Raw genomic sequence first — 12,088 nt, forward strand, 5'->3', positions numbered from 1 at the left:
GTAGAGGTTCCTGCTTTCGAGGTGCATGGGTCAGTTTTCGCAGGTTTCCTGCAAACGCATCAGCTCTCGTCTGACCATGCTGGCGTAGGGTGCCGGTTGCAGTTGGTAAAGCTGTGACGCCACCCAATTCAGCCAGGCTCCCTGCAGAACGGTCTTCTGCCCGAACAGCCGCCGCGCTTCGTCTTGAGCACTGGCCAGGTTCTGTTCGTGGAAATCGGCGCGGGTCAGGGTCATCACTCGCTGGCCTTGAAGGTCACCAGCTCGCCCTTGCGCCACTTGGCCGCTTTGGCGGTCACGGCCTTGAGGGTCTTGGTCAGGCCTTCCTGCAACTGTTGATGGGCAGCGAACACCATCACCACGCTGTGACCTTCCTTGAACACGATCCCCTGACCGTCGGCCGTGGTCACGAAGGCGTAATCGCCTATTCCGTAGACCGTCAGCTTGATGTCGCGGAACCTGATGTCCAGCTTGCCGCCTTCGCGACTGGGCAGCACGGACGCGCTGAAATGATCGCCGACCTTGAGCTTGAGTCCGGGCTTGTCGTCCACAACCAGGGCTGACTCGGTGTCGATTTCGGCAATGTAAATGCCTTCTGCGTTCTGTTCGGTGATGTAAACGAAACGTGACTGAAACTGCTTGACCAGCTTTGCACGCAAATCACCCAGCACGAACAAAGCATGCATATCGAGATTACTTACTGCCAAGGAAACATCCCCACATCTGAATAATGGTGCCGTGCGCGAAAAATGAACGCACAGCCAAAAAAGCGGCAATGCCGAAGGTGTAGCCAAAGAACCCGGGTTGAGGTCCTGAATGAGCAGTGCACTCATTCATCACGAAGCTTGAGAAGACTACTGGAACGTCACTCACGTCGTCCTGACTGGCGTTCGTCACAGGTTGAAGGAAAACACCCTTCCTGCTGCCAGAAAATTATGGACTATCAACTTCGGGGAAAAATCTCATCAAGAAAAAAACTTTTCCTACATATCGTCCGCAAAAAATTGCTTTAGATAAACGTCATTCACCCACCAGTGAGGGTGATTCTAGAGCAGCGATGCTCTTGGAGACTAGCCAAAACGACGTACATACGTCGGTAAACAATGAAAAGGACTTCATATGTGCACGCTGACCCACTTTGCCTATCCCTTGGTGCCTGACTCGAAAACAGCACCAACCCCGCACCCGACACGGTTCTGCCTCCATGAACCAGCTCCCGATGCCTCGACCCGCCCGCGATTTCAGGTGGTAATGGCGGGCATTGCCTTCTTTCACATAAAGGATATTTCTACAGGCTGCGTAAGAGGTTTCCGAGCCAATCATAACGAAGCCTGTGCCCTCGCCCGGTTTCTTGAATCACACGGTTGACTAGCCCACTGCACTCGCTTCCATCGACGTTTCGTCTGCCCGTCGACTTATCTCAGCCGTCGACGGGCAACTACTGCCATACTGCCCGCCCAATAAAACGGATCCGCAGAAAATCGGGTGCGTTGACAACAACAATGTATTTCCAAGGGAAGTCGGCAACGTGACGGAATTTGATATCGGCGAGTTTTTTATCCGGGGTGAAGCCAGAGAAGTCGAGGGTGAGTTCCAGGCCGTGATTGTCATGCGGGCCAAACCACCGCTCAAGACCGTGACGTATCACCAGGTCGAAAAGGATCGCTGGTTCAAAACCCCGGATGTCGCCGCCATCGCGGCCCAGGAATCGGCCAGGGAACTCAAGGCCGCGGTCGATGCGGGCGCATTGAAAGCCTGATGGTCGGGTTGGCGGTCTATGCTCATTGTTGCACTTGAACATTGCGATCGAACTCCACCGGTGCGGCGCCCTCGAATCCAGGGTGCGCCTCGTCCCTCGACCCGACCGATGACCTGCAAGGAGATGAAGATGGAATCACCGACCCATGACTTGAAAGGCCTGTTCGACCAACTCGGCCTGGACTCCAGCCAGAAAGCGATCGACGACTTCATTGCAGGCCATTCCCTGCCTGACGACAAGAAACTCATCGACGCCGAGTTCTGGTCACCGCAACAGGCCGGCTTCCTCAAGGAACAATTGCGCGAAGACGCTGACTGGGCGCGGGTGGTCGACGACCTGAACCTGCGCATGCATCAGACCCACTGACAACTTCAATGCAGGCTGCCAGGATTTTCGGCGCTCAATTGCGCCAGCCAGGCAGCCTTGCACTCCTCCGCTTCGTCGCGACTGGAGAACGCCGTGCCCCGGCGCTCGCCATTGAGCAACACTACCCAGCAAACCTTGCGTCCCATGGAACGAAGACTGGCAGGTACTCCGCTGCCGATCATGACCGCGACATCAACTTTGCCTTGCATGCTGCCCCCGAACTTCATTAGCAACCTAATTAGTAGGTATGTTAATTAGTTTTTCAGCGAGGAAACAGCAAAACCCTGCACAGGTTAATTGCAGAACTTGCAACAATCACCCGGCAGTACGGCGTTTCTAGCGCGGTTTTTCCGGCTTGTAACCCAGGCGCAAACCACCCCAATGCCGGCCCTTGAGCATGATCGGCACCGAAAGATCGTGCATCAACTCTCCGGTATCACGGGTATAGGTTTGCAGCAGCACGGCCTTCTGATGGCTGCCGCAGCGAATCCCGGTGCGGTCAGCGAATTTGCGTTTGGTCCGGTTCTGCAAGGCATCGACCTGCGCCTCCCCCGTCAGCGGCTGGCTGAACACCTTGTTATGGGTCGGCACATAACCCTGTTGGGTGCAGGCGATGGCGAACACCAATCCTTCGTGACGCGGTAACAACGGTTCTTGAATCGCTGGCAAAACCTGATCGGTGTAACGGTCGAAACGCGTCTGGTACTTGGCCGGGCTGGTATTGGGGATGATCTGGTAATTACGGTCGAACAGATCGTCGAGACTGATTCGACCGGCATCGATATCCGCTTCGAAACGCGCTGCAATCTGGCTCGCGGCGTCTCGGGCCAGGTCATAGATCCGCTGGTGATAGTCATCCAGCCCCACTTCGGCAAGACGCTCACTGATGGTTTCGGCTTGCCCTTCCATTTGCACCGCCGCATGGGCCAGGCGCTGAGTCTGCTGGTCGCTGACCACCAGATCGCTGCGCATCTGTTCGATGGCGTGAAACAGGCTGTCGAGTTGTTCGCGGTTGGTGTCTGCCCCTTGGGCGATCTCCCCGACCTGGGACTCGACACTGGCCGCGAGACGGGCAATGTTCTCCAGATGTTGCCCCGTCCGCTCTACCTGCTCCACACCGGAGTCAAGGTCGCTGGACAGCTGGCGGATCTGCTCCACCACCTGCGCCGTGCGATGCTGGATGTCGGCCACCATCTCGCCCACCTCCCCCGTGGCGGTCGCCGTGCGTGCGGCGAGCCCGCGAACCTCGTCGGCCACCACTGCAAACCCGCGACCGTGCTCCCCTGCCCGCGCCGCTTCTATCGCAGCGTTCAATGCCAGCAGATTGGTCTGGCTGGCGATGGATTGAATCACCAGGGTCACTCGCTGGATATCGTCGCTGCGCAGGCTCAAGGCTTCGATCAGTTCACGGCTGTTGCTGGCGCGCTGGCTGAGCTGATGCATGCGCGAAATGGACTCGATCAATTCCGTACGCCCGACCACTCCGCTTTGATGGGCCTCGCTGGCGGCACTGAGCGCCTGGCGACTGAGTGTCGAGGTGGCCTGTTCGGTGGTGATCATGACCTCGGCATTGCTGACGATCTGTGCCGCCGACGTGAGCTGCGATTGCAGTTTGTCCGCCAGTTGCCGAACCGAAAACGCCACACCGGCGGCCGACAGTGCGTTATGGCTGGTGGTGCAGGAAAGATCGCGAGTCAACGCGCCGATGGCATCGGGGTTGTCGGGGCAAGCCGCCTGCGGGGTCGCGCGCGAACGCAAACGAGGCAGCCAGATAATCAATATGGCCAGGGGCAGGCCAAGGTAGAGCGACCCGTCGCCCAGTGTCATGCCACTTAACAACAGCATCAGGGCGATGCTTTGCAGCGTTGGCATCAGCCAGCGGTTTTTCGGCAACAGCACGGGTGCGGGCACTGCCGCAACCAGAGACCCGTCTTGCGTCATCATCGTCACCCCGTAAAGCTTCTAATTGTTGTCTTCGCATTAAACGCCACCATAAAGCCATTATCCATGAGCCTTTAGTCGCGAACGTTGCAGCAGATCAATAGAAGAACCGGGAAATCGAAGGCGGCAGAAAACAAAGATCGCAGCCTGCAACAGCGCCCTACTTCAATTGCGTAGGAGCTGCCGCAGGCTGCGATCTTTTCAAGGCAGCCCGGATTAACGGGGCTGCCCCACAGAATCAGGCCTGACGCTGGTGCTTGTCGATTTGCTCGTGACGTTCCTGAGCTTCGATGCAGTACTTGGTGGTCGGGCTGATCAGCAGGCGCTTGAGGCCAATCGGCTCGCCGCTGTCGTCGCACCAGCCGAAGCTGTCTTCCTTGATACGCTCAAGGGCTTGTTCCAACTGAGGCAGCATGCGCTGATCGCGATCGATCGCATTCACCAGCCAGGTGCGCTCTTCTTCGACCGAAGCCGCGTCTGCCGGATCGGCCGGGGTGTCCAGGCTTTCGATGGCGATGCGGTTCTGTTCGATGCGCTCATGGGTTTCGACTTTCATGTTCTGCAACAGCTCGGAGAAAAAAGCATGTTGCTCGGCATTCATGTAGTCATCCGCCGGCATGGCCAGCAACTTGTCCTTTGTCATTGATATCTCTATAAAAAAACGTGCATTAAGGCGAATAAGGGAGCGTTCCGGCAGGCCTGGGCAGGCCATCGGAAAGGCGCCGTTTGTTCCAAGCGCCACCCGGCACTCAATTTACGAGGGGCGGCAGTCTAAGGCCGACTTGAGGCCTCAGCAACTGAAAAGACAGCGAATTTGTCCGACAAAGCCCTGAAAATGCTCTACGGCAGGCTTTGAGGCGGTAATCGGAGTGCGTTTATAGCAAGAAATTCAATCGAGCGGCTGTATATAGATGACAAACGGCCTGGACCGGGCATTTTTCACTGTCATTTGCAGGGCTGCGAACCTCAGCTAAGGTTGTCCCTCCCGAAATGGCCATATAAAGGAAAGGACCATGAAGCTGATCGGTATGCTGGATTCGCCCTATGTACGGCGCGCCGCCATTTCTGCCAAATGCCTGGGAATCACGCTGGAGCATCAATCGGTCTCGGTGTTCCGCCACTTCGAACAATTCCAGCAGATCAACCCGGTGGTCAAGGCGCCCACCCTGGTGCTGGATGACGGTGAAGTGTTGATGGACTCGACACTCATCATCGACTACCTGGAAACCCTGGCCCAAAAAAGCCTGATGCCCGCCGAACCGGGTCAACGCCTGCGCGCGCTGCGCCTGATCGGCCTGGCGTTGGCCGCCAGCGAAAAGTCCGTGCAGCTTTACTACGAGCGCAACCTGCGGCCGGCAGAGATTCAATTCGAACCCTGGGTGCAGCGGGTCGAAGGACAGCTGACGGCGGCCTATTCAGCGCTGGAGCGGGAGCTGGAAAAGCAGCCGCTGAAGACTGACGGTCCGATTGAGCAGGACGGCATCACGCTGGCGGTGGCCTGGAGCTTCACCAATCTGGTGGTGCCGGACCAGGTGAGTGCGGCGCAGTTTCCGCGGATCGCAGCGTTCACGAAGTATGCCGAGGAACTAGAGGTGTTTGTCAGTACGCCGATTGACTGACAGATTCGTTTTGCCTGATCTGCCGTCATCGCGAGCAGGCTCGCTCCCACAGTAATTTTCTTCGTACGCGGGCTTTGTGTTCGACATCAATCCGTTGTGGGAGCGAGCTTGCTCGCGATGGCGTCGTGTCAGTCGACACATGAATTGCCTGTCAGCCCGCTATCGCGAGCTAGATGAAAGTTAATTTATTAAGTCGCGGGCAATTCTTGGCAAAATGCTCGCAACTTCGTATTGAACTGCTTATCAGGCCAGCCCTATGACCCGCATCTTGACCATCGAAGACGACGCCGTGACCGCCCGGGAGATTGTCGCCGAACTGAGTAGCCACGGCCTGGACGTCGACTGGGTCGACAATGGCCGCGAAGGGCTGGAGCGTGCGGTCAGCGGCAACTACGACCTGATCACCCTCGACCGCATGTTGCCCGAGCTCGATGGCCTGGCGATCGTCACCACGCTGCGGACCATGGGCGTGGCCACGCCGATCCTGATGATCAGCGCGCTGTCCGACGTCGATGAGCGCGTGCGCGGCCTGCGCGCCGGCGGCGACGACTACCTGACCAAACCCTTCGCCACCGATGAAATGGCCGCCCGGGTTGAAGTCCTGCTGCGCCGGCAGAACACCGTGACTGCCCAGGCCACCACTTTGCGGGTGGCGGATCTGGAACTGAACCTGATCAGCCACGAAGCCAGTCGCGACGGTCAGCTGCTGACGCTGTTGCCCACCGAGTACAAACTGCTGGAATTCCTGATGCGCAACACCGGGCAAATCCTCTCGCGGATGATGATTTTCGAAGAGGTCTGGGGTTACCACTTCGATCCCGGCACCAACCTGATCGACGTACACATCGGCCGTCTGCGCAAGAAGATCGACCCGCCTGGCAATGCCCCACTGATTCGGACCGTGCGAGGCTCGGGATATGTCATTGCCGAACCCGTCTAAAGGCTGGCGCTCTTCCAGCAGCCGTCTGCTGGCGCTCTACAGTTCGCTGTTCGTGATCTGGAGCGGGATTCTCATGGGGGTCATGTACTACGAGGTTTCCGCTTACCTGGACAACCTGGCCAAGCATTCGCTGATGCAACGCCAGCACCTGTTTTCACGCTTCTCCGGCGAGCAACTGGTGGACGCCCTCGCCGTCAGCATGACCTTCGACATCCGCGGCATCGACGCCTACGGCCTGTTCGATGCCCGGCACCATTACCTCAGCGGCGCCCTGCGCTACATTCCGAACGGCTTGCCACTCGATGGCAAGATCCACATGCTGCGCGATTGCGATGCCTCCGACGACAGCGACGAGCAGACGCTGCCCGCCGACAGTTGTGACGCCGTGGCGACCCGCACCCTCGACGGCCGCTGGCTGGTGCTGGTGCGCGACAACGGTTCGTTGTTTGCCGTGACCCGGATCATCCTTCACGCCTTGTTCTGGGGTGTGACCCTGACTATCGTGCCGGGCATCGTCGGCTGGTATTTGCTGCGCCGCCGCCCATTGCGGCGCATTCGCGGGATTCAGGCCAGTGCCGAGGCCATCGTCGCCGGCGACCTGAGCCGACGCTTGCCACTGTCCAATCGGCGTGACGAACTGGACATGCTCGCCGCCATCGTCAACGCCATGCTCGAACGCATCGAGCGCTTGATGAACGAGGTCAAGGGCGTGTGCGACAACATCGCCCATGACCTGCGCACGCCCCTGACCCGTCTGCGCGCGCAGCTTTACCGCATGCAGCAACAAGCCGGCGAAGGCTCGCCGCAGGCCATGCAACTGGACCTGGTGCTGGCCGAGGCCGATACGCTGATGGCACGTTTCCGAGGCTTGCTGCGGATCTCCGAGCTGGAAGATCGTCAGCGTCGCTCCGGTTTCGTCCAAGTGGACCCGGTGGCGTTGCTGCAAGAACTGCATGAGTTCTACCTGCCCCTGGCGGAAGACGACGATCTGGTGTTCCAACTTCACCTGCCCGCGTCATTGCCGCCCCTTAATGGCGACCGCGCGCTGATGTTCGAAGCGGTGGCGAACCTGCTCAGCAACTCGATCAAATTCACCCCGCCCGGCGGCGCAGTGATCCTGCGGGGGATCAATGATGGCGGGCACACGCGAATCGAAGTACTCGACTCCGGCCCGGGCATTCCCGAAGCGGAACGTGAAGCGGTGTTCCAGCGCTTCTATCGCGCCGAGGCGGGCAATCACAAAAGCGGCTTCGGGCTGGGGCTATCCATCGTCGCGGCGATTGTCAGTCTGCATGGGTTTACCCTGGAAGTGGGCAGCAGCGAACTGGGTGGCGCGCGGCTGGTGCTTGATTGTCGGGAGAGTCTGATTCCCCCGGCCTGATAAAAATCTGCCTGAACTGACACAAAACCTGTGGGAGCGAGCTTGCTCGCGATGGCGATCCGTCAGGCAATGATGATTCGCCTGACACTACGCTATCGCGAGCAAGCTCGCTCCCACAGTTGATTGATGTCGTACGCAGCATTTTTGCTCACTGGAATCCAGTGTGGGAGCGAGCCTGCTCGCGATGGCGGTGCCTGTTTAAAGCACATGTTTAACGGCTGTCAGCGTAACTTGATGAAAGCTACAACGCCTTGCGCCATTGCCTACGGTTACGCCAGAATCCGCCGGCTTACGCGCCTTGAGTCCGGGCATTATCGTTAGCCGGTCGCTGAAAAACAGCGATCGGGTTTGGTAGCCCGGAGTACTGCGCGTAGCGCCACTTCAAGCAGTTGCTGCTTTTATGGTTGTCATGCGCAGGGCCTCTTCGGGGGCGCCGGTTCCAGTACTCCGGTCTACCAACCTGTGCATGGCCACCGCCCTTCGTTTGGTAGCGAAAGTGATGGCTCCAATTTTTACAGTACTGGAGTTCTATCGATGATCAAACCAACACCCAACCCCCCGGTAACAGATCCCGCCTCCCCCTACGAAAGCCCCGACTCAAAGCAATTCCACGAAGCCGCCGAACGCGCCCTCAATCACTACCTCAACCCCGCCGCCAACATCATGGCCACGCCCCACAAACCGTCCACGATGTTCACCATCAACCCCGACATCGACACCGAAACCCTGCTGGCCCACGCCTGTGAGTCGCTGGCCTCAGCCAATGTGATGACCAACGATCTGGCGGGTTTTCTTGAGGGCTCGCACCGCAACACGCTGCTGGGTATTGCACAGGTCATCATGCTGGGTGAATTGGCGGTGAACCGGGCGCTGGATCGACTTGATCCGCCTGAGTAAAGCTCCGTACGTGTGGGAGCGAGCTTGCTCGCGATGGCGGCAGCACATCCAACATTTAAGTGACTGACACACCGCTATCGCGAGCAGGCTCGCTCCCACAGGTTGCGCGCACTTCCTGACTGTCCTGGTCATCTCTCGGGCCAAACTTGCGACTGCTGCCCAGCGGGATTGAAGCAGGCTACCGTCAACAAATCCCTACGCACCACAAAGCCTACCTATCAGTTCTGATAGTTCCAACCGGTTGCATAACCGCCAATACTGAACGCCTGCACTTCGGTCCCTCGGAGCACCCACCCATGCTATCGCCACACAAAACCGTACTCTGCCAGTATCGCTACGATGCCCTCGACCGGTTGATCGAAAGTAGTCCACAGCAAACACCACAACTTCAGCGCTTCTACTGTAAAAGCCGCCTTGCGACCGAAATACAGGGCGCGATACAGCATTCCATCATTCAGCACGGCGACTTGCTGCTTGCACAGCAACAGCGCGAAGGTAATGAACGCAATGCCCACTTGCTGGCTACTGACCAACAGCGTTCAGTTATAAACACACTCGATGCGAACCTTCACTCAAAACCCATCACCTATTCGCCCTACGGCCATCGCCACCCTGAAAATGGCTGGCTTAGTCTTTTGGGGTTCAATGGTGAACGACCCGACCCGGTGACCGGGCATTATTTATTGGGGAACGGGTATCGGGCTTTTAATCCGGTGTTGATGCGATTTAATAGTCCGGACAGTTGGAGTCCTTTTGGGAAAGGTGGGTTTAATGCATATGCGTATTGTGGGGGAAACCCGATAAATCGAAGCGACCCTACCGGCCATTTCACGCCAGTAAAAATCTTAGCTTCGGCAGCCAGGACCATAACTACTCAAATAGCAGACTACCTTCCACACACATTTAATTTAAAACCGGGAATCTCGACAACGCAAGCAATTAAAGCCATCAATGACATGGATAAATTATCGCTTGCCAGTTTGCATGAGACCTACCAAAACATGGAATACCTAAAAGAACTGAAAGCCCTTAGAAACAACAGACTAAATCTACAAAAAATCACAACTGAACATCTTCAATCAAAATCATACCCCATAGACAAACTCCCACTTCCGCCCGGCTTAAAATCTTCCCTAAAGAACATCGACGCCACAAGCGAACGACACAAATTACTTGAGTACATAGATATAAACAAGTACGGAGCAACCATCGACCAGCCCGGCCCCATCCATTGGAAAAACCTACTTGAAGCTCGCAAAGGAAACTTCAGCCCATCAATACCGCACTCCAAACTACCAACTCCTGAATCCGCAAATGCATACTGGCATGAACTTCATAATATAAAAAACCCTCGCCATGACGAATTAAAAGCTCGCATACAGTCCATTAGAGAGGCGCACTTTTTGAACTAACCCTTGCAGCCATCTAAATGAAAAATGCACCACTCACCAATTGGTTGATTTATTAACGTGCCACGCCGGACGGGCCATTTTTCCAGAATTGGATCAACGACGGGTTCGATGCTCTGCAGAAACTGGAGATACAACGCTGTACCTGTAGGAGCGAGCTTGCTCGCGATGGCGGCAGCACATTCAACATTTATGTAGCTGACACACCGCTATCGCGAGCAAGCTCGCTCCTACAGGGTTTGGTGCTTTACTGAAAAAACCCAACCCCACCGAGCCATCACCATGAACCGCAACGACCTGCGCCGCGTGGACATGAACCTGCTGGTGATTTTCGAAACCCTGATGTTCGAGAAGAACCTGACCCGGGCCGGGGAAAAGCTGTTCCTCGGCCAGCCTGCCGTCAGCGCATCGCTGGCAAAATTGCGCGATCTGTTCGACGATCCGTTGCTGGTGCGCAATGGACGCACCCTGGAGCCGACCCTGCGGGCATTGCAGATTCTCAAGGAATTGCAGCCGGCGATGGACACCATTTCCGGGGCGGTCAGCCGGGCCAAGGATTTCGAACCCTCCACCAGCCGCGATGTGTTTCGTATCGGACTGTCCGACGACGCCGAATTCGGACTGTTTCCGCCACTGCTCAAGCAGATTCGTGAAGAAGCGCAGAACGTGGTCGTGGTGGTGCGCCGAGTGAATTTTCTGCTGATGCCATCGATGCTGGCCAGCGGCGAGATTTCCGTCGGCATCAGCTACACCACGGAATTGCCGGCCAATGCCAAGCGCAAGAAATTGCGCGACTTGAGCGTGAAGATCCTGCGTGGCGATGACCGCCCCGGCCCGTTGACCCTGGACGAGTTCTGCGAACGCCCTCACGCGCTGGTGTCGTTTTCCGGGGACCTGAGCGGTGCCATCGACAATGACCTGGCGCGGATCGGCCGTTCGCGCCGGGTGGTGCTGGCGGTGCCACAGTTCGCGGGGTTGCGGGCCTTGCTGGCGGGCACCGACATGCTCGCCACCGTGCCGGATTACGCGGCCAATGCGTTGATCGAAGGCAGCAGTCAGTTACGGGCGGACGATGCACCGTTTGATATCAACCTGTCCGAACTGTCGATGGTCTGGAACGGGGTCAACGATAACGATCCGGCAGAACGCTGGTTGCGCTCGAAAATTGCACAGCACATGGCGGCGCCACTATCGGGGCATTGATCGACTGCAGGAGCACCGGTTCGGACTCGCGCAGGTACACCGGCATGTCGGTCACCGGTGGCATGGCCGGAATCTCGAAGTACATCTGCACCACCCAGCCACGGTGATAGCTGGCGTGGTTGACCACGTGCATCAGCATCGCGCCGGCGCTCATGGTGCCGCTTTCGCCTGAGACAAAGGTGAATTCCAGGGGCTTGTCCAGGGAGGCATCGGTTTGCCGGGCACTCCAGTCGCAGTACCAGCGATCGATGTTTTTTTGCGCCATGCGCAGTTCGGACAGATCGGCATGCAGCAGGTCGTGTGAAGTCTTGAAGCCATGCCCCCGGCCTTCGAGGTGCGCCTGCCAGATGCAATCGACCACGTACACGTGATTGAGGGTGCCAATCATGTTTTTGAACACCGACACCCGTTCTTTTTTGACTTCGCCCGGAGGGAGCGCCGCGAGGCTGTCAAAGAGGCGCTGATTGGCCCAGCGCTTGTAATCGGCCAGCAGGCAGGCAGTGCGTACGGTGATCATCAGAGTTCTCCGATGGCAGTAAGCGCATCCCCTAGCATAGACCCGATGGCCACAAAGCA

At 57.5% G+C, this 12,088-nt stretch carries 15 protein-coding genes; 9 read left to right on the plus strand and 6 right to left on the minus strand.

Features of this window, described 5'->3' with window-relative positions; all coding sequences use genetic code 11:
- Positions 1-30 precede the first annotated feature (30 nt).
- Together AC1Q6Y_RS07040 and AC1Q6Y_RS07045 are read right to left on the minus strand one after the other, a co-directional pair.
- Positions 31-234, minus strand: coding sequence for a hypothetical protein (locus AC1Q6Y_RS07040; RefSeq protein ID WP_492624257.1), 204 nt, complete (start codon positions 232-234; stop codon positions 31-33).
- Positions 234-683, minus strand: coding sequence for a hypothetical protein (locus tag AC1Q6Y_RS07045; RefSeq protein WP_172435400.1), 450 nt, complete (start codon positions 681-683; stop codon positions 234-236). The genes AC1Q6Y_RS07040 and AC1Q6Y_RS07045 overlap by 1 nt, the downstream gene beginning before the upstream one ends.
- Positions 684-1,116: 433 nt before the next feature.
- On the opposite strand from AC1Q6Y_RS07045, the gene AC1Q6Y_RS07050 reads away from it, so the two are divergent.
- The 3 genes from AC1Q6Y_RS07050 (at position 1,117) to AC1Q6Y_RS07060 (ending at position 2,122) form a co-directional block, all read left to right on the plus strand.
- Positions 1,117-1,365: a hypothetical protein gene (locus tag AC1Q6Y_RS07050; protein ID WP_090456444.1), complete on the plus strand. Its 249-nt coding sequence runs from the start codon at positions 1,117-1,119 to the stop codon at positions 1,363-1,365.
- Between the two features lie 160 nt (positions 1,366-1,525).
- Positions 1,526-1,756, plus strand: coding sequence for a hypothetical protein (locus AC1Q6Y_RS07055; protein WP_007973761.1), 231 nt, complete (start codon positions 1,526-1,528; stop codon positions 1,754-1,756).
- 129 nt (positions 1,757-1,885) lie between these two features.
- Positions 1,886-2,122, plus strand: coding sequence for a DUF2789 domain-containing protein (locus AC1Q6Y_RS07060; RefSeq protein ID WP_007973758.1), 237 nt, complete (start codon positions 1,886-1,888; stop codon positions 2,120-2,122).
- Positions 2,123-2,127: 5 nt separating this feature from the next.
- On the opposite strand, the gene AC1Q6Y_RS07065 is transcribed toward AC1Q6Y_RS07060, so the two are convergent.
- From AC1Q6Y_RS07065 to AC1Q6Y_RS07075, 3 genes are all read right to left on the minus strand, one after another.
- The gene (locus AC1Q6Y_RS07065) at positions 2,128-2,331 is read right to left on the minus strand and encodes a hypothetical protein (protein WP_492624258.1); all 204 of its coding nucleotides are present in this window, start codon (positions 2,329-2,331) and stop codon (positions 2,128-2,130) included.
- 127 nt (positions 2,332-2,458) lie between these two features.
- Positions 2,459-4,066, minus strand: a complete 1,608-nt coding sequence (locus AC1Q6Y_RS07070) for a methyl-accepting chemotaxis protein (protein WP_492624259.1) — start codon at positions 4,064-4,066, stop codon at positions 2,459-2,461.
- Positions 4,067-4,301: 235 nt separating this feature from the next.
- Positions 4,302-4,706 (minus strand): TraR/DksA family transcriptional regulator, encoded by a 405-nt coding sequence (locus AC1Q6Y_RS07075; RefSeq protein WP_007935965.1) that lies wholly within the window; start codon positions 4,704-4,706, stop codon positions 4,302-4,304.
- 370 nt (positions 4,707-5,076) lie between these two features.
- Between AC1Q6Y_RS07075 and AC1Q6Y_RS07080 the strand changes: the two genes are divergently transcribed.
- The 6 genes from AC1Q6Y_RS07080 (at position 5,077) to AC1Q6Y_RS07105 (ending at position 11,512) form a co-directional block, all read left to right on the plus strand.
- Complete coding sequence (locus AC1Q6Y_RS07080; protein ID WP_489338771.1) at positions 5,077-5,682, plus strand: glutathione S-transferase; 606 nt, start codon at positions 5,077-5,079, stop codon at positions 5,680-5,682.
- Between the two features lie 256 nt (positions 5,683-5,938).
- Positions 5,939-6,622, plus strand: a complete 684-nt coding sequence (locus tag AC1Q6Y_RS07085; protein ID WP_090456447.1) for a response regulator transcription factor — start codon at positions 5,939-5,941, stop codon at positions 6,620-6,622.
- Entirely contained in the window at positions 6,600-8,003 is a 1,404-nt protein-coding gene (locus tag AC1Q6Y_RS07090; protein ID WP_492586015.1) for a sensor histidine kinase, read from the plus strand. Before AC1Q6Y_RS07085 ends, AC1Q6Y_RS07090 begins: the two co-directional genes overlap by 23 nt.
- 534 nt (positions 8,004-8,537) lie before the next feature.
- Entirely contained in the window at positions 8,538-8,900 is a 363-nt protein-coding gene (locus AC1Q6Y_RS07095) for a DUF6124 family protein (protein ID WP_492586017.1), read from the plus strand.
- Between the two features lie 296 nt (positions 8,901-9,196).
- Entirely contained in the window at positions 9,197-10,312 is a 1,116-nt protein-coding gene (locus tag AC1Q6Y_RS07100) for an RHS repeat-associated core domain-containing protein (RefSeq protein WP_492624260.1), read from the plus strand.
- Between the two features lie 279 nt (positions 10,313-10,591).
- Positions 10,592-11,512 carry a LysR substrate-binding domain-containing protein gene (locus AC1Q6Y_RS07105; protein ID WP_154862318.1) on the plus strand — a complete coding sequence of 307 codons (921 nt, stop codon included), beginning with the start codon at positions 10,592-10,594 and terminating at the stop codon, positions 11,510-11,512.
- Here the strand turns inward: AC1Q6Y_RS07105 and AC1Q6Y_RS07110 are convergent.
- Complete coding sequence (locus AC1Q6Y_RS07110) at positions 11,433-12,029, minus strand: DinB family protein (RefSeq protein ID WP_090456455.1); 597 nt, start codon at positions 12,027-12,029, stop codon at positions 11,433-11,435. The two genes, AC1Q6Y_RS07105 and AC1Q6Y_RS07110, sit on opposite strands and share 80 nt — an antisense overlap.
- Between the last annotated feature and the right edge of the window lie 59 nt (positions 12,030-12,088).

This window comes from Pseudomonas sp. GW823-FHT06E10 (assembly GCF_058794995.1).